Here is a 22,392-nt window from a genome sequence, read left to right as displayed (position 1 = left end):
TTAAGCATCGCCAAAAAGGTGATGCTTTTTTGTTCGTGTTACCATTCAAGTTAATACAATTTAGAGAATAAAGAATCCGATTTGTGAAGTGACATCTCTTTTTTTAATCGAAAACGAATTGCCTTCACTTTTAGAAAATGTATGACGTATTGGTCTGGAAATATCGATAAATTTACAGCTTGGTTAGATTCACGTAAGTGGTACTATGAGTATGTGAGATAAGACTAATTATTATATAATCTTCTAACTCTACTTATGATATGGAGAAAATAGACTAATATACAAGCCTTTGTATACTTCCTCCTAAATAGAATATGATGAATTCTATTTAGGAGGAAGTATATTCATGAGGAATACTTGTCATTGTGGGCATTCCCGAAATTGTAATAAATTTTGGGATGATTTAATGTTTGGGAGATGTAGATGTAAATGCAGAGATTTTCACGAATGTTGTTGCAAAGAGAAACCGAAATGTGAGTGTGAAAAATGTCATTGTAAAACAAAACCGAAATGCCATTGTAGGGATGAAGAGGAAGGGGATTAATAATAAAAAAGAGTACGATACGTACTCTTTTTTTTGGGGGGAATTATAATCCATCTTGAACAGATTTCTTTACAATTACCCATGTGTCTTTCTTTTTAACCGTTATAGCTACATTAGTTCCATTAGATTCCTTATAAAAGATATATCCATTGTTTGAGTTTACATATGTTACTGGTTCGCCTATGCAATCTCGCGAGCAGGATTTGTTGACCAATTCAATTAGGGATAGTTCGCTTGGATCGGTTTTGCTTGCTTCTATAACAGCATCAAGGCTTGTTTTTCGATAACCTTGCAAGTTTATATGAAAAAGCTGCTCTATTTCTCCTGTAATGCTAGTATTCATTACTTCTACTGAATTCTTTTTTTCTTGAAGGAATCCGTTTTCATAAAGTAATTTTGCATATCCAATCCATGCTATTAATACTAGCATGAAAAACATACCCGTCAGTTTAAGTATTCGAAGTCGTTTGCTTATAATTGTTTCTGAGTATTTCATTCAGTCTAATCCTCCAATGTTTTTAATTTAAAATATGCTTGGATACGTATTTTTAGAAGAGGATGAGGGTGAATGAGTTTTCAATAAAAAAGAAAACATCTAGAGTTAGATGCTTTCTTTTTTGTATTTTTCGCTATCTGTTAGTTACATGTTTCATAAGTGGTCTTATTTCTTTAACCGGTGGTTTCTTATCATAGGCATCAACGTAAGAAAAGTAGTAGTTTAAGTTTCTTAGAAGACCTTTTCCTATTTTTGCACTTAAGAAAGGAAATACTTGTCCGGTATAATCATCGAGAGATTTACAGTAATATTTTTCGTCTAAATATATGCTGTATTTACATGTTAGTTCTACTAAAGAATTACCTTCATCATCAAATACTTCTTTAGAATCAATAATATCTATTAGTGCAAATTTTTCATTTAGGTAAACTTTCTTTTTTTTCTCGTGTTTATTTGTGAGTATAAAAACGAGACCAATGGCGTTAATCAAACTATTTCCTCCTATAAAAAACGGATATTAATAAAATATATCGATATAAGCTAAATGTAAAGAGGAGAGGTGAAATATCATGGATAAAAATAAGTCGATTTATGTTGGGAAATCGACTTATTTTTATCCAGTATTAATGAGTAGTAACCTACTCTGATTAAAGTTTCACTTTATTGAAAGACTTGCGGGAATTGTTTTACGATTGCGTTTGTTATCATGTCAGCCATTTCTAATGCTTCTTTTTCAATTTTATCGTAAAGTTTTACTCCTGCTTCATAATCTTTATTTAGGAAGGCAAGTGCTTCTGCTTTCGTTAGTGCTAAATGTTCATAAAACATTTTTCTAAATTCTTCTTTATCTATATATGGGTTGATACTGTTAAGAAATTCAATAATTGCGTCACCATTAGCGTACCATTTTTTCTCTATAGCGGCCGCTGCATTTTGATTACCAGCTTTTGCGGCTTTAACAAGATCCGCTGCAATTACTAAGTGATCTTTAATTAATGCACTATATTTTTTCACTGCATCCTCACCGTAAAATGGTTCAAGTGATAGTCCCATATGTGTTGCGTTTTGTAGAAGTCGTCCAACAGTAACATTAACATCTGGTAAATTAAATACTATACTTATAATAGCCAATCTCGTCCAAGCGACGTGTTGTTCCCATAAAGAACGCATATACCCTTTTAAAAAATTCTCATTTTTACTAATTCGGTAGTTCCGTACGGATAAATCATAGTTTACATAAGGGTTATGGTAGGGGGAGTAATACGATTGCCAATAAGAATACATAAATAGTAACACTCCTTTGAACATGTATAACTCAAAGTATGATGAAGATTTATTTTTAGTTACGTGTCCTAGATTATTTTTAGGGAATTTGAAATGGAGAAATTCAATGAATGGTGTTGTGGTATATATGAATAAATTGAATATAAAGTAAAAGAGGGTCTGTAAGGGAAGTTGCAGACCCTCAAAAGGGTATTGCCGAGATGTCGGACTCGACTACGTAATGTTATCATAAAATTCTTTTGGAAAAACCTGGTAAATGTGTCCAAATGAAATTGGGACCTTCATACAGTCAAAGGGACCTGCTTCCCGCGGCAGGCCCCAATAACTAGATAATGTCGATGAGCAAAAAACTCATCTGGAGTACTTTTATAGTAACAAGTAAAATGTGTTTTGTGTATTGAGAAAGAAGAATTGCATAATTATATGTGAACAATTTAGATCCCAACAATTTATGATTATCATTAATTGTTGGGATCTAAATATGGTTATAAAATGGAGAAAAGACTTAGAAGTGAGATCGAGGTACACAGAAGTATGTAATCATGAAAAAGACCTGCTAATATAAGCAGGTCAACTTAAGGGGTTTATCCAACAGATTATTATATATGGTAACAACTGAATTGTAGTAAGTCTATACATTTAATATTGAGAAAAATTCTGTGAATGATATATTTTTTGCACATATATTAACGTCTAAAAAGTTGAGAAAGAAAATTAAAAAGCTTTTTATAAGAGAATAATGGCTGGTACTTATAGTATGATTCATATTTCCACGCATCATTATTAGAGAATTGGAGTTTTTGTGTTTTCGTTTTTGCCTTGATGGAACTCATATTACGATGTTTCATATAGTAACCTCCTGAATTTATATGTATACGATTAGTAGTATTCAAGAAAGAGAAATAAAATGAACATTTAAATTGAAACTCTTTCTTCTTGTGTACTGGATTTACGTTATAAATGTTGTAAAACATATAAAATAATGATGCTAATTCATATTAAATAAGTGAAGAAACATAGAATAATGAAAAAACAATAAGCATCTAATCATCCCTTTCAAGTCGCATAAGTGATTGATATAATAGAAGTAGATGAAAGATAAAGAAAAGCGGGTGACTCTTTTTTGTTTACTAAAGCACAAGAACTTTTAGCGTCCTACTTTGGTTATTCTTCGTTTCGAAGAGGACAAGATGAAACAATTAAAAATGTACTAGATGGGAAAGATACGGTTTGTATTATGCCAACGGGTGGTGGTAAGTCGATTTGTTATCAAATTCCGGCATTAGTATTTGAAGGAACGACGTTGGTTATATCGCCTCTAATATCACTTATGAAGGATCAAGTAGATACATTGGTACAGAATGGCATTTCAGCTACATATATTAATAGTTCTATATCTATTGCAGAAGCAAATCAGCGAATTCAATTAGCGAAACAAGGACATTACAAGTTACTTTATGTGGCGCCTGAGCGTCTTGATTCGATGGAGTTTGTTGATCAACTTATCGATATGAAAATCCCTATGATTGCGATTGATGAAGCACACTGTATTTCACAGTGGGGACATGATTTCCGTCCAAGTTATTTACATATACATCGCATATTAGATTATCTTCCAGAAAAGCCGCTCGTATTAGCATTAACAGCAACAGCAACACCGCAAGTACGTGATGATATTTGTAACACACTTGAAATTAATCAAGAAAATACAATTATGACAACGTTTGAGCGTGAGAACTTATCGTTTTCTGTCATTAAAGGGCAAGATCGAAATGCATATTTGGCGGATTATATTCGTCAAAATCAAAAGGAATCCGGGATTATATATGCAGCTACTAGAAAAGTAGTCGATCAGTTATATGAAGATTTAATGAAGGCAGGTGTTTCTGTATCAAAATATCATGCTGGTATGAGTGATAGTGATCGAAATGAGCAACAAGAACTCTTTTTACGAGATGAAGTAAGTGTAATGGTAGCAACATCTGCATTCGGGATGGGTATTGATAAATCGAATATTCGTTACGTAATTCATTATCAGCTTCCAAAAAATATGGAAAGTTACTATCAAGAAGCAGGACGTGCTGGTCGTGACGGATTAGATAGTACATGTATATTGTTATATTCTTCTCAAGATGTACAAGTACAGCGTTTTTTAATTGATCAATCAACTGGAGAATCACGTTTTTCAAATGAACTTGAAAAATTGCAAAATATGACCGATTACTGTCATACAGAACAATGTTTACAATCATTCATTTTGCAATACTTTGGAGAAGAACCGAAAGAAGATTGTGGACGCTGTGGTAATTGTACAGACAATCGCGAGAGCATCGATGTGACAAGGGAATCACAAATGGTTTTATCATGCATGATTAGAACGAACCAACGCTTTGGAAAGCAAATGATAGCGCAAGTATTAACGGGGTCGAAGAATAAGAAAGTTATTGAATTTAATTTTCATACTTTACCAACGTATGGGCTTTTATCGAACCGTAGTGTAAAAGAGGTCAGTGAGTTTATTGAGTTTTTAATTTCAGACGAGTTAATTGCAGTTGAACATGGCACTTATCCGACGTTAAAAGTAACTGAAAAAGGGAAAGAAGTATTACTTGGTAAAGAGAATGTTTTACGAAAAGAACGAGTAGAGACAAGACAAATTGTTCAAGACCATCCTTTATTTGAAGTGCTTCGTGAAGTACGTAAAGAAATTGCACAAGGAGAAGGTGTACCTCCGTTCGTTATTTTCTCTGACCAAACATTGAAAGATATGTGCGTGAAAATGCCGCAAAGTGATTCCGAATTGTTGACGGTAAAAGGTATCGGAGAACACAAACTTGTGAAATATGGCTCGCACTTCTTACAAGCAGTTCAGCATTTTATTGAAGAAAATCCAAATTATGCTGAAACGATTAAGACAGAAGTAGTTTCAGAGCGTAAAAAGTCAGGAAAAGCGTCCGCAAATTCTCATTTAGAAACGTATGAAATGTATAAACAAGGTATTGATTTGAATGAGATTGCAAAAGAACGCAACTTATCAAGACAAACAATCGAAAACCATTTAATTCGCTGCTACGAGGATGGAATGGAAGTAGAGTGGCAAAGTTTTGTTCCAGCAGAGTATGAATCTCTTATTGAAACTGCCGTTCAAAATGCAGAGGGTGGTCTGAAATCTATTAAAGAACAGCTTCCGAATGAAGTGAGTTACTTTATGATTCGTGCTTATTTACAAATAAGAAAGTAGAGACATATAAAGGGGATAAGAATTTATGTATCATGTTTTCGTTTATGGCACGTTAAGAAGAGGACAAACGAATGCTCATTATATGCAAGGTGCAACATGCATCGCAGACAGAGCTTGGACATATGGAAAATTATTTGATACGAATGAAGGATATCCGGCCATGACTTATTCGATTGAAGAACAGGTGTATGGAGAAGTTTATGTAGTAAATGATGAGATATTGTGTAAGTTAGATGAACTAGAAGAATATACAGGTAATGCGGAGACTGATTTATATGATCGAATCACGCAAACAGTATATGTTGCTGATAGAGAAATTGAGGCATATGTGTATATCGCTCAAGATAAAAAGATGTTAAAGAAAGTGATAGAATCTGGTGACTGGCTTATGTATCAAAAAATATAATAAGGTAGTTTTAAAAATTGGAAAGCAGATAATGACGAATTCATTATCTGCTTTTTATTGTGTGAATAATTGTCGTTCTCTTTTTATTCTTATAGTTCTTAGTACGATTCCAATTCCGAGAAATAAAACAGTAGCAGCGACCCCGCTAATAGGATTTAACCAAAAATCACTACTGTTTGTAAGGGTAATAATCCCTGTTATGGTAACTAAAACAGTAGGAACAGCATCCTCGATCGCATGCATGATAACGCATGGCCAGACGGATTTTGTAAGTCTATATATTTCAACATACATAATTGACCAACAAACCATAAGGATACAGCCAGATAAAAGCATATTTAATCTTGAGATAGATTCAAAATATTCATTTGGCAAAAAGACTATATAATATGCAGCATGCCAAAGTGCCCAAATTAAACCAGAAATAATATAAATGTACCAATCATTTAGATTTAGTTCAATCAACTTTGGAGTTAAATAACCACGCCAAGAAAACTCTTCAAAAATATTTTTAATAAAGTTACCAATAGTAGACATGACTATGAGTGACAATAACGTGGATATATCAAAACTAGCAATATGAGCTACTCCAAAAATGAGCGATATGCTTATCGTTATTACTGTAACGAATGGATAAATAAGTAGTGCAGTGAAATACCATATAAAGTTTCCTTTCAAATTTGGCTTGATGCCAAAATCATTCCAATCTCGGCTAATAACTCTAAGTAAAATGCTTACGAGGAAAGGTAATATTAGCCATAACCCCATACCTAAAGTATTTCCTTCAGGTTGATTTGTTAGAAGAGAATCTAGAAATACCCCAATCCATCCACTGGCCAAAACAGTTAATACAAAAATAAGTAAATATAACTTTAGTGATTTCTTTTTCGCGACATTCATTTGAAGAGCCTCCTTTACTTTTGTTTATCCTACTATTTATGGGCAGTAAAACGCCCATTGATTAAAGTCTTTAATTTTTACAATGTTTTTTAATAAATAAATTAAATAGGAGACAAATAGAAAGTAGTATCTTTTGCATGCATCACTATACTATATGTGTATTTGTGTGATTTAGATGTTGCATATTCTTTTTAAATTAGAAAGATGAAAAGTAAGTTTTTTCGAAAAATTCAAATGGAAACTATTGACTTTATGATTGGATTTTTAATACAATAATACTTCGACTGAAAAATTAGAACGGACAGGAGGGAATCGTCGAAATGAGCAACATATTTGAAGATGAGTTACAAAAAATGAAGGATACTTTACATACGATGGATGAGCAATTGGATAAGCTTGAAAAAATCCCAGTTTATTATGGAGAAGATTTTAAAGAGCAAATTCTTGAAAGTATGAGAGAGTCTAATAGACAAAATTTACGTATTGGTGTGCAAGAGCCGTACTTTGGAAGGTTAGATTTTCAGGAAGATGGTAAAGAAGCAGTTATGCCGATTTATATTGGAAAAGTAGGGGTTTCGGATATGGACACGATGAAACCAATCATTATTGATTGGAGAGCACCTGTCGCAAGTATGTTTTATTCATTTACCGGTGGAGAAGAATTAGCATTTTATCAATCACCAGATGGGTTAGTAGAAGGTGATGTGTATTTAAAACGAAACATTTCTATTCGAAAAAGAGAACTTGAACGTGTTGTTGATACATATGTAAAAGGAAATGAAGATGTATCGCATGCCGATGATTTTCTTCTATATCGATTAGGTGAGAATAAAGATAATAAGCTAAAGGATATTGTTTCAACGATTCAATCGGAACAAAATGATATTATTCGAGCGGAAAGAAATTTACCATTACTTATTCAAGGGGTTGCAGGGAGCGGAAAGACAACAATCGCTTTACATCGCCTTGCTTTTTTGATTTATGAATATCGTGAGCAGCTAGAAGCTGAGAGAATGATCGTATTTGCGCCGAATAGTCTGTTTTTAGACTATATTTCGAGTGTACTTCCTGAATTAGGTGTAGGGAATATTAGTCAAACAACGTTTTCGGATTGGGCATTACGTACGTTAGATGATTCAGTTATACTAAAGCAGACAGAAGAAAAATTGAAAGAAGCATTTTCAATTAATCGTGATGAAAAGAAGGTAATGCTAGGTAAATTAAAGGGTACGTTGGAATTTAAGACGTATATTGAAGAGAGAATGATCCAATTTGAAAATGAGTTAGTTCCGACAAAAGATTTTGAGGCGTGGGATAGAGCGATTATTCCAGTAGAAGATATTAAAAAATGGATGCAAGTTGAATATAAACATTATCCTTTAAAGAAAAGAAGAGAACGATTAGTAGGACGAATGAAGCGCTGGATTGAAATTGAACTTAAAAAATTCGGGGAAACAAACGAGAAAAAATTACTAAAAAAAGAAGCGACTAAGAGACTGAACGCATATATGAAGTTTTGGCCGAAAATGAGTGCTCTATCACTGTATAGTTCAATAGTAAAAAGTAAAGAAATACTTGAGGTATTACCTGAAGAACTTGTTCAAGAAACAGAAAAGAGTTGTCGTAAAAAAGAAATGTATGTAGAAGATTTACCAGCTTTAATATACATACATCATCGTATAACAGGGATTGAAATAGGGCAGAAGTTTCATCACGTTGTTATTGATGAAGCGCAAGATTTTTCGCCTTTCCAAGTTTATGTATTAAAAGAAATTACATTAGGTAATTCTTTCACTATATTAGGTGATTTATCGCAAGCGATTTATGATTATCAAGGAATTGAAGATTGGAATGCTTTTAAGGAAGTATTCCAAGAAACCGGTTATTATGAATTAACAAGAAGTTATCGTTCTACAAAAGAAATTATTGAATTTGCAAATGAAATAATTAAAAATGCAGAAATCCCAGTAGGACTCGCAACACCAGTCTTCCGCAGTGGAGAAGATGTGAAAGTAATTCATACAGAAAATCAATTTACTGAAATTGTGAAGACGGTAAAACATTTGCAAAATGAAGATGTGAAAACAATTGCGGTAATCGGAAGAACAGAAGATGAATGCCGTGATATATATGTGAAATTAACAAATGCAGGATTAACGGTAAACGTAATTGAAGCAAACCAAAGTAAATATGAAGGTGGTATATCAGTAGTACCTGTCTATTTAGCGAAAGGTTTAGAATTTGATGCGGTGCTTTTAATTGATGTGGATGAGGAACATTACAAAAATACAAAACATGATGCAAAGTTACTATATGTTGGATGTACGAGATCACTTCATGACTTATGGATTTTCCATAGTGGGGAAGCGTCACCTTTAATTAAAGGATTAAAATAAAGTAAAACTATAATCAGTGGGGAGTTTTACTGCAAGCTAATGTGGGATAAATATAAAAAGAGGATTTTCTAGTACAGTATGAAGATCCTCTTTTTTATATTAAAATGGTAGACGAATTAATGACTTGAGCTGTTGTTTAAATGATATACGATGCTTTTTTCTAATTCCTTAGTTTGTTCTTTTTCCCATGTACGAACAGCATCTACTGGAGTTTGTGTATGTTTTAACCAATCTAGAATAAGGTGTAGTTGTTCTTGTATTTGACCAATGTTTTGCTCCTTTATGTTCTTATTCTGAATTCTATTAGTTAATTGAAGCATATAGGGAAGTTTTTCTATACATTCGCTTAAATCTCCGCAATAACCTGAAGGGAATTCATGTGTACCAAATTCTAAAGTATTGATGTAATTAGAAACTAGGTATATCATGGCTTTTTGTTCGGTATCACCACCTAATTCAATCGCTTTTCGAAGGGATTTTTCTAAATCGTCTTCTTTATTGCTAGAGTCCATATAAATTCCTATCCATCTAAAAGGTCTTGAATCAATCGGGTTGTTTTCTGTCCATCTATATAGAATGTCAATTAGAAAACTATTTAGTGAGAAAGTTAAGCCCTCATCTTTTTCGTTTAATGCATCTAAAATAGTAAACAGCGAAATGGCAAACTCTTCTTGATCTTTTGATTCCCATGTTTTTGCATTGGAAATAAATGTCTCTAAATGTTTATAAGCTAATTTTCGAAGTCCCGCTTCGCGATGCTGACAGTAACAAATAAAATCATGCCAATGCTCATTTGTATTCATATGTATAATAATAGTTTGTAATGTAGTGAGAGGTTTATCCATTATAAGTCCCCAATCTATTAAGAACGTGTTGAAAATTTAGTGTTATTATATCATTACATAAATTAAAAAGGGAGAGTTACTATGATTACAAAAGTAATTACGAAAAGTAATTGGGAAATCGCAAAAATAATTGGAAAAATTAATGAAGATTCCCTTATAGAAGAGGGATTTATTCATTGTTCATTAGTAGATCAAGCTTTAAGAGTTGCAGAAAAATATTTCAAGCATGAAGAAGATGTTTTATTACTTACAATTGATCCAGCCCTATTAAAAGCAGAAGTAAAATATGAACTTGCTTCAAACGGTCAAGAATATCCGCATGTTTACGGAGTAATTAATGTTGAGGCGATTGTAGAGGTTGTTCCATTTTCTAAAGAAAAAGGGGAATTTATATTACTTAAATCAGTTCGACTTTAGTAATAGGCGATGGAGTTCGCTATAATTGCTATATATAGCTAATGAATCCTATTGATAAACGAGATTTTTTGTTTATCAGTAGGATTTTTAATTTTATTCGAACAGACTTAAAAAGAGCACATTTGAATAGTGCTCTTTAAGAGAAAAGTGAATTAGGGTTTTTACTTCTAGATAATGTATGAGTGATTCATCATAATGTGACGATGAATCACAAAAGAGCAGTTAGAGTGGGAAGAATTTAAGATGGATTTTATTGGTCACGGGATCCAATCGATTGGTAATGAAGCAGTTCTAACAGGACTCATTATAGACTTTGAAGATGAAACGTAAAAAAATTATTACGTTTATCTGAATATTGAGGGAATACAAAAATTTTATTTATCTAATTTTTAGAAAACATAGACTATAACATTAATAAATGGTATAATTTCCTTGTTATTGGAATTAAAATGAAAATATTAGAAGAAAAAGGATTGGGCTGGTTTTAATGGGGGATTCTGATCACAAAGAAACAAAGGCAATATTAAAGTTATGGTTTATTTATATACCACTTGCATTTGGAGAGTTTGTCTTTTCGAATATCATAGGTTATTTAAAAAAATAAAGATTTTGCATTTGAAAAACAATTAACCTAATTTAATTGTTTTTTTATTTTATTTTAATAAACCAAATAAAAATAGAGATTTTGAACAAGATGAAGTTTATGAAGGAAATAACGTTGATTAGGTGCTGAAAACAGTGTGAAATCAACAGTGCCTAAAGAATAAAACAGGAATCATTCAACCATGGTAATTTTCCGTTTTATTAGCTTCCTATAGTGATATGTTATGGTCACATCATATGTGTACGATACTTGTAACTTAATATAGCATTACTGGAATTTCAAAATTAGTAGTTAAGGTTGCTACCTTTTAGAGTGTTATAGATATATATAACTTAGCTAAAAAAGCACAAATCATATAATTTGCGCTTTTCATTATCTGTTTTTGGTAAAAAAAGCACAGTTTTTGTCACACTAATACTGTACGATACATAGTATAAAACACATACTGTATGACATATAGTAATGGAAATGAGGTGAGTGAATGGATACTTTATTAAACTCGTTAATTACTGAGTTAAGAAGAGGGACATTAACGTTAGCTGTTTTAAGCCAATTAAGAACGCCACAGTACGGATATTCACTTGTCCAGTTATTGGAGCAATCAGGGGTTACAATTGATCAAAGTACTTTATATCCACTACTTCGCCGATTAGAAAAGCAGGAATTAGTGACGAGTAGTTGGGATAAAACGGAGAGTAGACCTCGTAAGTATTATGTTTTAAGTGATTATGGATTAGAAATATTTTTGCAGTTGAAAAAAGAATGGATAAAAGATTCGAAAGAACTTTATAACTTATTAAAGGAGGAGGAAGGGAATGAATTTAATTGATCTCTATATCCAAGAGGTTGCGAAGAGATTACCTGAAAAAAATCGTGAAGATATTACACTTGAACTAAGGTCAACTATAGATGATATGTTACCTGAAGATTATAATGAGGAAGATGTAAAGAGCGTTCTCGAAAAATTGGGGAGTCCGGTTTCATTGGCTAATGGTTATTTGGATAGACCGATGCATTTAATTGGACCACGTTATTTTGATGTATATACAACGTTGTTAAAAATGATTATACCAATCGCAGCTGTCATTGCACTCATATCAATGGTTGCAGAAAATTTTATAGGCTATAGTGGTGATCAAGCGGTATTAAATGTTATTTTACAATTGATAGGTAAAGGCATTGGGGAAATTTTTGAAGTGGGCCTCCATGTATTTTTCTGGTTGACACTTGTGTTTGTTATTTTAGAAAGAACAGATAAAGACAAAGGTATCGAGCCGTTGACGACAAGTTTAAAAAAATGGACACCAGATGATTTGAAAAACATCTCGTATATCCCAAAGAAAAAAGCAATCTCGAAGTTTGAAGTTTTTGCAGGTTTAATGTGGACAGCAGTTTGGGCTACACTTTACTTTTATGCGAATCATCTTGTTGGCGTATATAACGGTACGGCAAATGGACTGAAGTTTGTTTCGCCAACTTTTAATCAAGATGTTTTATTGCAGTACTGGCCAATCGTTGTAATTATGATTGTTTTTGAAATATGTATATCCCTTTATAAATTGGTGCAGGGACAATGGACTCAAAGATTGGCGATTGGGAATGCTATTCTTCAAGTAGTTGGGACGATAGTATTCATTGTAATTGTAGTAAATCCACATTTATTTAACGCAGGATTTATTACGTATTTGGCAAATGCATTTACTATTTCCCCAGAGGAGTTTAAAACGTGGCTCATTGGGGCAGGAATTTTCTTTTATATGTTATCTGCTGCAATAAATATATTTGATGGTTTCCGAAAAGCTAGTATTCGTATGTAGATAAAAATCGGAAATTTCGATAAAATAAAACTATTAAAAAGATAGTGAAATAAGATGAACATGATGAAAGGAAGAAAATAATGATAAGGGAAGCAACGAAAAGAGATTTAGCATACATTTTAGATATTTATAACGATGCGATACTTTATACAACAGCTGTATATGCGTATAAACCTGTAACCCTTGAAAATAGAATAGATTGGTATGAACAAAAAAAGGCTGAAGGGTATCCCATTTTCGTATATGAATTAGATAATAAAGTAGTAGGGTTTGCGACATTCGGCCCATTTAGAGCGTGGCCTGCTTATAAATATTCAGTTGAACATTCTGTGTATGTAGATAAGGCATATAGAAAAAATGGCATTGGGTCTTCATTAATGAAAGAATTAATCAAAATTGCGAAGGAAAGAGAGTATATGACCTTAATTGCTGGAATTGATGCAGAGAATGAAAAAAGTATTGCCTTGCATCAAAACTATGGATTTGTTCATGCAGGGACAATAAAAAAAGCTGGTTATAAGTTTAATAAATGGCTAGATTTAGCTTTTTATCAGCTGGAACTTAACGGTCCTGAAAATCCTATAGAAGAATAAATATTTTTCGGTAGCAAGAAAAAATTCATGCTACCTTTTTCTTATTTAAATAGCTGATATGAGCTGCCGAAAAGTTTTTTTATATTCGATATTGAATTTATTGGTATAATAGGAATGTTTAACGAATTTCCGCTTCTTTATGTGATGAGGGGAAAAGATTTACCGAATCGCCGTGAAAATAAAGAGGTAGATGAAGCTTTTGCAGTAGTTTTAAAGTACATATACAAAGAATATAGTGAAAACATGCTAGGAGTGAACGGTTGAAAAGAAACTTAAAGACTTCAACAATCATTATTTTAATTTTAACGATTATTGCTCTTGAAGTTGGAATCGCACTATATGATCACGATTTGTCATTAGATACAATTTACTTTACAGCGATCCTTATTTGTATTGTATTGCTTTTTGGCACACGTGTTTCTGGAGAGAAAGAAAGTACATCGAAACGAGGAAGAAGAAAAACAGTTCTTATATTTTGGCCATCTATTTTATTGTCTATTGTTTGTTTTGCGGTTATAAGTTACATAAGGGTAGGATATGTCTCTGTACCAGGGATAATTGGCTTTTCATGCTTTGTTACATATGGTGGATTCGTATGTATTAGTATTTTAAAGAGAAAAAATAAAATGTAGATTACTAAGCTGAAAGGAAGCAATATAAATGAAACATATAAAGAACGGTACACGCACTGAAGGAGAATATATTAAAAATAAAGTTATTCAATATAATATGTCCATCTTAACAGATGAGGCAAGACAGACGATGGAAGAAGTACGCCTCGTAGTAAAAAATGAAGAAGGAAAAATTTTTGGTGGCGTAACAGGTACGATGTATTTTTATCACCTTCATATCGACTTTTTATGGGTTGATGAATCAGTTCGTCATGACGGTTATGGCAGCCAACTTTTACATGAAATTGAGGGTATTGCGAAGGAAAAAGGGTGTAGATTAATATTGCTAGATTCATTTAGTTTTCAAGCACCAGAATTTTATAAAAAGCACGGTTACAGGGAGTATGGTATTGTTGAAGATCACCCGAAAGGTCATAGTCAGCACTTTTTTGAAAAGAGATTATAATAATATTATGTATACTGTTTGATGGGAGAAAGAATATGTACACGTATAAATTGCAACAAGAACAACCAATCTGTGCAGAAAAAATAAAAAAACTTTATGATTCTGTCAGTTGGTGGCCAGAAAGAAAAGAAGTCGATATTGAAAAAATGTTAAAGAATAGCATAGCCATTGGAGTATGGGAAGAAAATGAATTAGTTGGATTTGCTAGAGTCGTTTCTGATGGTATTTTTCGAGCATACATTGAAGATGTTGTCGTACATGAGAGTGTAAGAAATAATGGTATTGGAGAGAAGATGCTAACAATATTACTTCGAGAAATATCTCATATTGATATTGTTAGTCTATTTTGCGGAGAGAAGCTAATAAAGTTTTATGGTGAGCAACAATTTCAAACAACGAAGCAAATTGTGATGCATCGTAATCAAACAGGGAAAGAATAAGAGGTGCCAATTAAAATGAATGCAACAAGAGCGTACTGTTTATCGAAAAGAAAAGCGAAAGAAGATTCTCCAGATGGCTGGAGTGCAACATGTATGAGGCTTAATAATAAAATATTTGCGATAGTAAATCATGAAGAAGGTGAAAAAGCTGCGATTACATTGAAGTGTGACCCAGAAGTCGCATTAAGAATAAGAGAAGATTATCCAGAAACAATTATTCCAGGCTATCATATGAATAAAAAACATTGGAATACTATTTATATTCATAAGGGTATAGAACAGGAGCAAATAAATAAAATGATTGATTGGTCGTATGATTTAGTACTACAATCATTTTCAAAGAAAAAGCAGCAGGAGTTAATGAATTAATATGTATTAGGAGTGTGTGTAATGAAAGATTCGATTAAAGATACGTATGATAAATTAGCGAGTACATATAAAGAAAATCTAGATTTCGCAAATCCATATAACAGTTATTATGAAAGACCGGCGATGATGGAGCTTATTTCAAAGGAACTAGAAGGAAAAAAGATACTAGATGCTGGATGTGCAGCTGGATGGTATACTTCTCAATTCATAGGAAGAGGAGCAAATGTTACAGCAATTGACGTAAGTCCTGAAATGGTAAAAGCAGCAAAAGAAAATATAGGAGAAGAAGCGACGTTCCTTTGTCATGATCTGCAAGAAACATTGCCATTTGAAGATAATATGTATGATGTGATTGTAAGTTCATTAACTCTTCATTATATAGAAAATTGGAATCAAGTATTTCAAGAATTTCGTCGTGTATTGAAGCCAGGTGGAGAACTTATTTATTCTATTCATCATCCTTTTATGGATTTCACAAAGTTTCCATGTGAAAATTATTTTGAAAAACAGTTATTAATAGATACTTGGGTTAAACCGAATATTACTATTGAAGTCAAGTTTTTTAGAAGATCATTACAAGACATACTAAATGAAACTACAAATTATTTTGTATTAGAAGAGATAGTGGAACCGAAGGCAATTGAAAAAATGAAAGAAGTAAGCGAAAAATCATATCATTATTTAAATATGAATCCACATTTTCTTATCATAAAAGCAATCAATAAATAGCTAGTAAAATAACTTTGTTTTACTAGCTATTTACAGTTTTACATTACATATTAGGAGACTTTAAAATGAATACGAAACGAAATAGAGTAGTATATGCACTATTTACTATAGTTGTTATTATTTTAGGTCTTAGCTCAAGAAAGTTTGCTTTTGCACTACCACATCTATTAAATGATTATTTAGGTGATGCATTATGGGCATTAATGATTTTCACTGGCTTTGGATTTTTGTTTCCTAAAACAGAGACGAAGAAGTTGGCTTTTATTAGTTTAATGTTTTGCTACGGGATTGAAGCGAGCCAATTGTATCATGCGGAATGGATAGATAGCATTCGTGCAACGACTTTGGGGGGACTCGTGTTGGGATACGGTTTTTTGTGGAGTGATGTAGTGGCTTATACAATTGGTGTTGGAGTGGGAATACTTTGTGAGTTTATGTTACGGAGGAAATAATCGATTTTAAAAAGGAGCCCTTTATGAAAAAAATAATATTAATTGGTTCTGGTGGTTCAGGAAAATCTACATTAGCAAGGCAGTTAGGGAATAAATTAAATATTAAGGTGCATCATCTTGATGCATTATTTTGGAAACCGAATTGGGAAGGTGTTCCGAGAGAAGAACAAAAAACAGTTCAAAATAACTTAATTAAAGATGAGAAATGGATTATTGATGGGAATTATGGCGGGACGATGGGTATAAGACTGAATGCAGCTGATACAATTATCTTCCTTGATATTCATAGAACAATTTGTGTTTATAGGGCTTTTAAAAGAATTGTAAAATACCGAAATAAAACAAGACCAGATATGGGCGCGGGATGTGAAGAAAGATTTGATTTGCAATTTTTTAAATGGATATGGGAATATCCTAATGCTAAACGACCTACAATTTTAAAAGGGTTAGAGCAATTGCCGGAAGAGAAAAAGGTTATTGTTTTAAAATCTCCAAATGAGGTTCGGAAATTTTTAGAGCACATATAATTATAGAATGTAACACAAAAATTCTTTGTGAATCTTACCGATTAGTTTAATAAAACTAATCGTTTTTTATTATGAAAAATTTAACGCTTTTTGAAAATTGTATTTTGTAATGAGTATATGACTTTAAGTTCATATAAAATGAACGTTTGGAGGAATAGAAAATGACTAACGATTTAATTCAACTAATCGATTCATTAATGGTCAATATTCCAGCTGGAGAGGTAGTATTAAGAGATGATCGAATAAAAAAAGAATGGCTAGTACAAATTCAACCATTTCTTCTTGCAAAGTATGCTGTAACAATGGAACTATATGATGCTATTACAAATAGTACATTAAATAATTTTGATAAAAATCATAAACCAGTTGTCAATATTTCATGGAACGATGCCATTGCGTTTTGTAATGTACTTTCAAAAAAAGCGGGATTAAAAGAATATTATTCTATTAGTGATGGTGGTCAAATTGTGAAATGTAATTTAGATTCAAATGGCTACCGATTACCATCTGAGGCGGAGTGGCAATATGCATGTAAAGCAAGTACAACCGGATATACATACGGGAAACTTCATGATATAGCGTGGTATAATGAAAATTCAAATGGAGAGATTCATGACGTTGGCCAAAAAGAACCGAATGCATGGGGACTTTATGATATGCTAGGGAACGTTTGGGAATGGTGTTATGATTTGTATGATGAAACAGTGTACGGATCATACCGCATTTTTCGTGGTGGTAGTTGGGCTGAAACAGCGAGAGGGTGCGGCGCTACTTGTCGTCGTCGAAGCCATCCTACATTTCATATAGAAGATCTCGGTTTTAGACTTGCTAGGTCAATTTAGCAGGAATATGATACGAAGGGGATCTATACTCTTGCCAACATAGGAATGATTTAACGTAAGGAGTGTTTATAATGGCGCGTGTTTTATTTATTAACGCTGGATCAGAAGGACATATAAATCCAACTTTGCCAGTTGTAGAAGAGTTGATTTCTCGCGGTGAAGAGGTCGTTTATTTTTCAATAGAAGCTTTTAGGGAACGAATTGAGAAGACAGGTGCTACTGTACGAACGATTGACGATCAAAAATTTATAAAAGCGTTTCTATCTGGAGGCAGAAATTATTTACAGGAAAGAATAAACGGTCTTCTACATACAGCAGATGTTGTTATACCTAGTGTTCTAGAACAAATTGAAGGTGAACATTTTGATTACATAATTCATGATTCTATGTTTGGCTGTGGGCACTTAATTGCTCAAATTCTTAAATTGCCATCCATAAATTCATGTACATCTTTTGCGCAGGATGAAAAATCTTTTGAGCAAATGTTAGGTCATCTGTCAAAAAATATCCCAGTAGAAATTCATGATAAAATACAGAATGATTTTCAAAACTTAACGAAGGGAATTGCTGAAAAATATGGTGTTGAAATAAAATCATCGTATGAAGTTTTCTGTAATCCTGCACCCCTTACTATTGTGTATACAATTAAGGAGTTCCAGCCTTTTGGTGATACGTTTGATGAAACATATAAATTTGTAGGACCATCTATCTCTGCACAAATGAAAAACAGAGACGTTGATTTTACTTCAATTGAGGAAAAAAGTCCGATTTATATTTCATTAGGTACTGTTTTTAATGAAGCGATTGACTTTTATAAACTGTGTATGAAGGCCTTTGAGAATAGTGAGCATACAATTGTTATGTCTATTGGTAGTAAAACAAAAATAAGGGATCTAGGCGAAATTCCTAAAAACTTCATTGTGAAAAACTATGTACCCCAAACTGAGCTGCTTACATATACGAAACTATTTATTACACACGGCGGGATGAACAGTGCGCATGAAGGACTGTATAACGGGGTTCCGCTCGTTGTAATACCGCAAAGTGCAGATCAGCCAGTAGTCGCAAAGCAAGTGGAGAGTCTTGGAGCAGGAATAAAATTACAAATGCAAGGATTAACTGCGGATCAACTAAGTGAAAGTGTAGAAATGGTATTAAATAATCCGTCATTTAAAGAAGTTGCTTTGAATTTGAAGAAATCTTTCCAAAAATCAGGTGGATATAAGGAAGCTGTTGATGAAATTTTTATATTTGTAGGTCAGTGAAAAAATGAAATTATACATTAGAAAAGCATCTAAATAGGATGCTTTTTATTTAACTTTATAATTCTTATTTTTAATATCTAGTATGGTTAAAACTAAGGCACTGAGAGATATAAGTATAAGAATAAAAGTTAACCAGTTAAATGTATTGTCAATTATGAAGTAAAGATGATAGATAAATATATTCAAATTTTATTTTAAAATGTTAGGACTTAGTTTTACATGTTAGTAATAATTTCACTGTTTCTGCACAACTTCTGCACATACTTAGGTAATTTCTATGTCATGATATATTCATAAAGTGAAATGTTTCACAAGAAAAATATAATTTCACTGCGGTGTATGCATAATTAACACATACATCGGTACAAGTTTGTCTCTTGTTATTCTTTTACATCAAAGCCCACATTCCACTACAAAGTATAACAAGAAGGAGACATGAACATGAATAATCGATTTTTAAAACAACTACAAAATATGAAAATGAACAAAAAAAGTTTAGGAGCTGTAGCATTAACAGCTGGAATTATTAGTACGACACTTATTCCTCAAAATGCTTATGCGCACGGTTTTGTTGAAAAGCCCGGTAGCCGATCCGCTTTATGTAGTTCAACTTATGGTGCGCTAAATGTAAACTGTGGAAGTGTTATGTATGAACCACAAAGTTTAGAAGCTCCAAAAGGTTTCCCACAAGGTGGTCCAGTAGATGGACAAATTGCTTCAGCAGGCGGAAAATTTGGTGGTATTTTAGATCAACAAACAGCAAATCGTTGGTTTAAAAATACAATCACTGGTGGGGAAAATACATTTACTTGGAAGTATACTGCGCCTCACTTAACGAGTAAGTGGCATTACTATATTACTAAAAAAGGATGGAATCCAAATAAAGCGCTAACAAGAGCAGATTTCGAACCAATTGGAACTGTACAACATGATGGTTCTGCAGCTTCAAATAATTTAACTCATAAAATCAATGTACCTACTGATCGTAGTGGATATCATGTGATTTTAGCAGTATGGGATGTAGCTGATACAGCAAATGCATTCTATAATGTAATTGATGTTAATCTTATTAATGATGTGAAACCAGACATAGAAGCGCCAAGTATTCCAAATGGACTTCAGACGCAAAAAGTAACAGCGAATAGTGTAGAACTAACATGGAACGCTTCTACGGATAATGTAGGGGTAAAAGGATATCAAATCTTCCGTAACGGAGAGATGATTGATACAGTACCAGGGACTCATTTTATTGATAAGAAGTTACAACCAAGTACAGAATACTCTTATACTGTAAAAGCAATTGACGCAGCTGGCAATGTATCGAAAGAAAGTACAGCGCTTACAGTAAAAACGACAGTTGAGACTCCTGATACAGAAGCACCAACACAACCAAAAGGATTACATAGTATGGGAACGACAGCGTCAAGTGTGGATTTAATGTGGAGTCCATCTGACGATAATATTGGTGTAGACCATTATGATATTTATAGAGAAACAGAAGGGTCAATGAAAAAGATTGCAACATCCAATACAACTTCTTATATGGATAAAAATCTGCTCGCTAATACTACTTATAAATATGTAGTGAAAGCTGTTGATGTAGCTGGAAATGAATCCGTACAGAGTGATATATTCACAATTACTACAAAAACTGAAAGCGCTTCACATGAAGCGTGGGATGCAAAAAAAGCATATAAAAAGGGAGATAGAGTTCTACACGAAGGAAAAGTATATGAAGCAGTCCAGAGTTATCAAGGAAATGGTGATCCGAACTGGATTTATGCATTATCATTATGGAAAACAGTGTAAGCTTTACCTAGATATGAACTAAGAGATGATGGGCTTTGATTTCAAAAGAGAATCTTGAGAATTCACTTTTCTATTAATAATAAAGGGTAGTGTATGAATACATAAGATTCATACACTACCCTTTTTATTATGATAACATTTTCGTCATAAGTATATGCGGAATGCCATCTTCCATAAATATATCAGAAGAAGTTTCATAACCTAATTTTTTATAAAATCCTTCAGCTTGTGTTTGCCCGTGTAGTTTCACTTTTGTAGCTTGTTCGTTACGAGCAATTTCTTCTAACGTTTGAATGATGACTTTACCTAATCCGTATGTACGATAATCTTTTAAAATGCAAATACGTTCTAATTTTCCGACGCCATCAACAAATCGTATACGCCCTGTACCTACAGGAAGCTCATTATAATAAACTAAAATATGTTTACATTGCTCTCCGATTTCATCGAATGTATCGAATTCATCTGCAAGAGGGACACCTTGTTCTTTTACAAATACTTCTTTTCGAATATGAAAGGCAGTTTCTAAATCAGCAAGTTCTGTTATAAGTTTGGATTGCAAAATGTTCAGTCCTTTCTAGTGTAATCAGCTTGTGTTTTCATAGTATATCATAATAAAGCGCTATTAAGAGAAGAACATACTAAAAAGCCAACTTTAAAAAGTTAGCTTTTATTACAATTCCTTTATCCCATTTTTAGCGCCGATAATTACTTTACTCGTCATACTTATAAACAACCCTGTTTCAACTACACCAGTAATCATTTTTAATTGAGTGTGTAAATGGGCAGGATTAGAAATATGATTAGGGAATATACAATCGATAATCATGTTATTGTTATCGGTTATATAGGTTTCATTATTTTTCAAACGTAATGTTGTTTGACATCCTAGAGACTGAATTTTATTTTCGGTTTGTTTCCATGAAAAAGGGATGATTTCAATAGGTAATGGAAAAGTACCTAAATGTGTTACAAGTTTCGATTCATCAGCAATGATAATTAGTTCTTTAGAGGAAGAGGCAACGATTTTTTCACGAAGTAATGCACCGCCACCGCCTTTTATAAGTTGTAAATTTGAATCAATTTCATCCGCTCCATCAATTGTAAGATCAAGACTTTGTACGTCGTTTAACGAAATTAGGGGGATATTTAGTTGATGTGCTAATGCTTCAGTTTCCTTTGATGTCGGTACAGCTTGAAATGATAATCCTTCTTTTACACGCTCACCTAATTTTTGTATTGTCCAATATACAGTAGAACCTGTACCAAGCCCAATCTTCATGCCATCATTTACAAAGTTAGCGGCATATTCGCCAGCGAGCTGTTTTAAATTCATCGC

The 22,392-nt window shown here is 32.9% G+C and carries 26 protein-coding genes, 2 pseudogenes and 1 riboswitch; of the genes and pseudogenes, 20 read left to right on the top strand and 8 right to left on the bottom strand.

Annotated elements, in window-relative coordinates; all coding sequences use genetic code 11:
- Nucleotides 1-147: 147 nt before the first annotated feature.
- Together ATL10_RS09740 and ATL10_RS09735 are read left to right on the top strand one after the other, a co-directional pair.
- Nucleotides 148-222 (top strand): annotated as a pseudogene (locus ATL10_RS09740) (N-acetylmuramoyl-L-alanine amidase C-terminal domain-containing protein); the annotation flags it as partial.
- 188 nt (nucleotides 223-410) lie between these two features.
- Entirely contained in the window at nucleotides 411-593 is a 183-nt protein-coding gene (locus tag ATL10_RS09735; RefSeq protein WP_110496811.1) for a hypothetical protein, read from the top strand.
- Here the strand turns inward: ATL10_RS09735 and ATL10_RS09730 are convergent.
- The 4 genes from ATL10_RS09730 to ATL10_RS31605 all read right to left on the bottom strand — a co-directional run bounded on the left by ATL10_RS09730 (nucleotide 588) and on the right by ATL10_RS31605 (nucleotide 3,172).
- On the bottom strand, nucleotides 588-1,040 hold the full coding sequence (locus ATL10_RS09730; RefSeq protein WP_090977835.1) for a hypothetical protein: 453 nt from the start codon (nucleotides 1,038-1,040) through the stop codon (nucleotides 588-590). The two genes, ATL10_RS09735 and ATL10_RS09730, sit on opposite strands and share 6 nt — an antisense overlap.
- Nucleotides 1,041-1,173: 133 nt before the next feature.
- Nucleotides 1,174-1,530, bottom strand: a complete 357-nt coding sequence (locus ATL10_RS09725) for a hypothetical protein (protein WP_023522187.1) — start codon at nucleotides 1,528-1,530, stop codon at nucleotides 1,174-1,176.
- A 170-nt stretch (nucleotides 1,531-1,700) separates the two neighbouring features.
- Entirely contained in the window at nucleotides 1,701-2,324 is a 624-nt protein-coding gene (locus tag ATL10_RS09720) for a hypothetical protein (protein WP_000287727.1), read from the bottom strand.
- Nucleotides 2,325-3,010: 686 nt separating this feature from the next.
- On the bottom strand, nucleotides 3,011-3,172 hold the full coding sequence (locus ATL10_RS31605) for a hypothetical protein (protein ID WP_000682739.1): 162 nt from the start codon (nucleotides 3,170-3,172) through the stop codon (nucleotides 3,011-3,013).
- Nucleotides 3,173-3,447: 275 nt separating this feature from the next.
- Between ATL10_RS31605 and recQ the strand changes: the two genes are divergently transcribed.
- Together recQ and ATL10_RS09705 are read left to right on the top strand one after the other, a co-directional pair.
- The gene (recQ, locus tag ATL10_RS09710) at nucleotides 3,448-5,565 is read left to right on the top strand and encodes a DNA helicase RecQ (protein WP_000494271.1); all 2,118 of its coding nucleotides are present in this window, start codon (nucleotides 3,448-3,450) and stop codon (nucleotides 5,563-5,565) included.
- Between the two features lie 25 nt (nucleotides 5,566-5,590).
- Nucleotides 5,591-5,971, top strand: coding sequence for a gamma-glutamylcyclotransferase family protein (locus ATL10_RS09705; protein WP_000274914.1), 381 nt, complete (start codon nucleotides 5,591-5,593; stop codon nucleotides 5,969-5,971).
- A 54-nt stretch (nucleotides 5,972-6,025) separates the two neighbouring features.
- Here the strand turns inward: ATL10_RS09705 and ATL10_RS09700 are convergent, their stop codons facing one another.
- Nucleotides 6,026-6,871, bottom strand: coding sequence for a CPBP family glutamic-type intramembrane protease (locus tag ATL10_RS09700; protein WP_001099770.1), 846 nt, complete (start codon nucleotides 6,869-6,871; stop codon nucleotides 6,026-6,028).
- Nucleotides 6,872-7,191: 320 nt separating this feature from the next.
- On the opposite strand from ATL10_RS09700, the gene ATL10_RS09695 reads away from it, so the two are divergent.
- Nucleotides 7,192-9,267: a HelD family protein gene (locus tag ATL10_RS09695; protein WP_000065167.1), complete on the top strand. Its 2,076-nt coding sequence runs from the start codon at nucleotides 7,192-7,194 to the stop codon at nucleotides 9,265-9,267.
- A 116-nt stretch (nucleotides 9,268-9,383) separates the two neighbouring features.
- On the opposite strand, the gene ATL10_RS09690 is transcribed toward ATL10_RS09695, so the two are convergent.
- Nucleotides 9,384-10,112, bottom strand: coding sequence for a hypothetical protein (locus tag ATL10_RS09690; RefSeq protein ID WP_000360509.1), 729 nt, complete (start codon nucleotides 10,110-10,112; stop codon nucleotides 9,384-9,386).
- A gap of 81 nt (nucleotides 10,113-10,193) precedes the next feature.
- Between ATL10_RS09690 and ATL10_RS09685 the strand changes: the two genes are divergently transcribed.
- From ATL10_RS09685 to ATL10_RS09620, 15 genes and pseudogenes are all read left to right on the top strand, one after another.
- Complete coding sequence (locus ATL10_RS09685; RefSeq protein WP_000629080.1) at nucleotides 10,194-10,529, top strand: DUF952 domain-containing protein; 336 nt, start codon at nucleotides 10,194-10,196, stop codon at nucleotides 10,527-10,529.
- Nucleotides 10,526-10,587, top strand: a riboswitch (Fluoride riboswitch). (Overlaps the previous gene by 4 nt.)
- Before the next feature lie 1,027 nt (nucleotides 10,588-11,614).
- On the top strand, nucleotides 11,615-11,962 hold the full coding sequence (locus tag ATL10_RS09680) for a PadR family transcriptional regulator (protein ID WP_000380302.1): 348 nt from the start codon (nucleotides 11,615-11,617) through the stop codon (nucleotides 11,960-11,962).
- Nucleotides 11,949-12,950, top strand: coding sequence for an HAAS signaling domain-containing protein (locus tag ATL10_RS09675; protein ID WP_110496809.1), 1,002 nt, complete (start codon nucleotides 11,949-11,951; stop codon nucleotides 12,948-12,950). The genes ATL10_RS09680 and ATL10_RS09675 overlap by 14 nt, the downstream gene beginning before the upstream one ends.
- 80 nt (nucleotides 12,951-13,030) lie before the next feature.
- Entirely contained in the window at nucleotides 13,031-13,543 is a 513-nt protein-coding gene (locus ATL10_RS09670; RefSeq protein ID WP_000617523.1) for a GNAT family N-acetyltransferase, read from the top strand.
- Nucleotides 13,544-13,642: 99 nt separating this feature from the next.
- Nucleotides 13,643-13,807, top strand: a pseudogene (locus tag ATL10_RS31210) (serine hydrolase); the annotation flags it as partial.
- Nucleotides 13,804-14,175, top strand: a complete 372-nt coding sequence (locus tag ATL10_RS09665; RefSeq protein ID WP_000827991.1) for a hypothetical protein — start codon at nucleotides 13,804-13,806, stop codon at nucleotides 14,173-14,175. The pseudogene ATL10_RS31210 and the gene ATL10_RS09665, both read left to right, overlap by 4 nt.
- A 28-nt stretch (nucleotides 14,176-14,203) precedes the next feature.
- The gene (locus tag ATL10_RS09660; protein WP_000680536.1) at nucleotides 14,204-14,620 is read left to right on the top strand and encodes a GNAT family N-acetyltransferase; all 417 of its coding nucleotides are present in this window, start codon (nucleotides 14,204-14,206) and stop codon (nucleotides 14,618-14,620) included.
- Between the two features lie 35 nt (nucleotides 14,621-14,655).
- Entirely contained in the window at nucleotides 14,656-15,060 is a 405-nt protein-coding gene (locus ATL10_RS09655) for a GNAT family N-acetyltransferase (RefSeq protein ID WP_000288977.1), read from the top strand.
- Nucleotides 15,061-15,075: 15 nt separating this feature from the next.
- Nucleotides 15,076-15,429, top strand: a complete 354-nt coding sequence (locus ATL10_RS09650; protein WP_000994614.1) for an MmcQ/YjbR family DNA-binding protein — start codon at nucleotides 15,076-15,078, stop codon at nucleotides 15,427-15,429.
- Nucleotides 15,430-15,450: 21 nt separating this feature from the next.
- On the top strand, nucleotides 15,451-16,158 hold the full coding sequence (locus ATL10_RS09645) for a class I SAM-dependent methyltransferase (RefSeq protein WP_000655265.1): 708 nt from the start codon (nucleotides 15,451-15,453) through the stop codon (nucleotides 16,156-16,158).
- 65 nt (nucleotides 16,159-16,223) lie between these two features.
- Entirely contained in the window at nucleotides 16,224-16,610 is a 387-nt protein-coding gene (locus ATL10_RS09640) for a ribosomal maturation YjgA family protein (protein ID WP_001093460.1), read from the top strand.
- 23 nt (nucleotides 16,611-16,633) lie between these two features.
- The gene (locus ATL10_RS09635; RefSeq protein ID WP_110496807.1) at nucleotides 16,634-17,137 is read left to right on the top strand and encodes a DNA topology modulation protein; all 504 of its coding nucleotides are present in this window, start codon (nucleotides 16,634-16,636) and stop codon (nucleotides 17,135-17,137) included.
- 161 nt (nucleotides 17,138-17,298) lie between these two features.
- Nucleotides 17,299-17,979: a formylglycine-generating enzyme family protein gene (locus ATL10_RS09630; RefSeq protein ID WP_000180346.1), complete on the top strand. Its 681-nt coding sequence runs from the start codon at nucleotides 17,299-17,301 to the stop codon at nucleotides 17,977-17,979.
- 71 nt (nucleotides 17,980-18,050) lie between these two features.
- On the top strand, nucleotides 18,051-19,244 hold the full coding sequence (locus tag ATL10_RS09625) for a macrolide family glycosyltransferase (protein WP_000124876.1): 1,194 nt from the start codon (nucleotides 18,051-18,053) through the stop codon (nucleotides 19,242-19,244).
- A 441-nt stretch (nucleotides 19,245-19,685) separates the two neighbouring features.
- Nucleotides 19,686-21,053: a lytic polysaccharide monooxygenase gene (locus ATL10_RS09620; protein ID WP_001065161.1), complete on the top strand. Its 1,368-nt coding sequence runs from the start codon at nucleotides 19,686-19,688 to the stop codon at nucleotides 21,051-21,053.
- Between the two features lie 127 nt (nucleotides 21,054-21,180).
- Here ATL10_RS09620 and ATL10_RS09615 read toward each other — a convergent pair whose 3' ends face one another.
- On the bottom strand, nucleotides 21,181-21,615 hold the full coding sequence (locus ATL10_RS09615; RefSeq protein ID WP_001190868.1) for a GNAT family N-acetyltransferase: 435 nt from the start codon (nucleotides 21,613-21,615) through the stop codon (nucleotides 21,181-21,183).
- A gap of 111 nt (nucleotides 21,616-21,726) precedes the next feature.
- Nucleotides 21,727-22,389 carry a ribose 5-phosphate isomerase A gene (rpiA, locus tag ATL10_RS09610; RefSeq protein ID WP_001049982.1) on the bottom strand — a complete coding sequence of 221 codons (663 nt, stop codon included), beginning with the start codon at nucleotides 22,387-22,389 and terminating at the stop codon, nucleotides 21,727-21,729.
- Nucleotides 22,390-22,392: the final 3 nt, after the last annotated feature.

It is taken from the genome of Bacillus sp. 196mf (assembly GCF_003217275.1).
Classification (GTDB): domain Bacteria; phylum Bacillota; class Bacilli; order Bacillales; family Bacillaceae_G; genus Bacillus_A; species Bacillus_A thuringiensis_S.
This window is presented reverse-complemented; position numbering and strand designations above follow the sequence as displayed.

Bases quoted from the DNA above. Each gene is read 5' to 3' on its own strand.
- ATL10_RS09730 (WP_090977835.1), bottom strand. From the start codon at position 1,040: ATGAAATACTCAGAAACAATTATAAGCAAACGACTTCGAATACTTAAA.
- ATL10_RS09720 (WP_000287727.1), bottom strand. From the start codon at position 2,324: ATGTATTCTTATTGGCAATCGTATTACTCCCCCTACCATAACCCTTAT.
- ATL10_RS31605 (WP_000682739.1), bottom strand. From the start codon at position 3,172: ATGAAACATCGTAATATGAGTTCCATCAAGGCAAAAACGAAAACACAA.
- ATL10_RS09705 (WP_000274914.1), top strand. From the start codon at position 5,591: ATGTATCATGTTTTCGTTTATGGCACGTTAAGAAGAGGACAAACGAAT.
- ATL10_RS09700 (WP_001099770.1), bottom strand. From the start codon at position 6,871: ATGAATGTCGCGAAAAAGAAATCACTAAAGTTATATTTACTTATTTTT.
- ATL10_RS09695 (WP_000065167.1), top strand. From the start codon at position 7,192: ATGAGCAACATATTTGAAGATGAGTTACAAAAAATGAAGGATACTTTA.
- ATL10_RS09690 (WP_000360509.1), bottom strand. From the start codon at position 10,112: ATGGATAAACCTCTCACTACATTACAAACTATTATTATACATATGAAT.
- ATL10_RS09685 (WP_000629080.1), top strand. From the start codon at position 10,194: ATGATTACAAAAGTAATTACGAAAAGTAATTGGGAAATCGCAAAAATA.
- ATL10_RS09680 (WP_000380302.1), top strand. From the start codon at position 11,615: ATGGATACTTTATTAAACTCGTTAATTACTGAGTTAAGAAGAGGGACA.
- ATL10_RS09675 (WP_110496809.1), top strand. From the start codon at position 11,949: ATGAATTTAATTGATCTCTATATCCAAGAGGTTGCGAAGAGATTACCT.
- ATL10_RS09670 (WP_000617523.1), top strand. From the start codon at position 13,031: ATGATAAGGGAAGCAACGAAAAGAGATTTAGCATACATTTTAGATATT.
- ATL10_RS09660 (WP_000680536.1), top strand. From the start codon at position 14,204: ATGAAACATATAAAGAACGGTACACGCACTGAAGGAGAATATATTAAA.
- ATL10_RS09655 (WP_000288977.1), top strand. From the start codon at position 14,656: ATGTACACGTATAAATTGCAACAAGAACAACCAATCTGTGCAGAAAAA.
- ATL10_RS09650 (WP_000994614.1), top strand. From the start codon at position 15,076: ATGAATGCAACAAGAGCGTACTGTTTATCGAAAAGAAAAGCGAAAGAA.
- ATL10_RS09645 (WP_000655265.1), top strand. From the start codon at position 15,451: ATGAAAGATTCGATTAAAGATACGTATGATAAATTAGCGAGTACATAT.
- ATL10_RS09640 (WP_001093460.1), top strand. From the start codon at position 16,224: ATGAATACGAAACGAAATAGAGTAGTATATGCACTATTTACTATAGTT.
- ATL10_RS09635 (WP_110496807.1), top strand. From the start codon at position 16,634: ATGAAAAAAATAATATTAATTGGTTCTGGTGGTTCAGGAAAATCTACA.
- ATL10_RS09630 (WP_000180346.1), top strand. From the start codon at position 17,299: ATGACTAACGATTTAATTCAACTAATCGATTCATTAATGGTCAATATT.
- ATL10_RS09625 (WP_000124876.1), top strand. From the start codon at position 18,051: ATGGCGCGTGTTTTATTTATTAACGCTGGATCAGAAGGACATATAAAT.
- ATL10_RS09620 (WP_001065161.1), top strand. From the start codon at position 19,686: ATGAATAATCGATTTTTAAAACAACTACAAAATATGAAAATGAACAAA.
- rpiA (WP_001049982.1), bottom strand. From the start codon at position 22,389: ATGAATTTAAAACAGCTCGCTGGCGAATATGCCGCTAACTTTGTAAAT.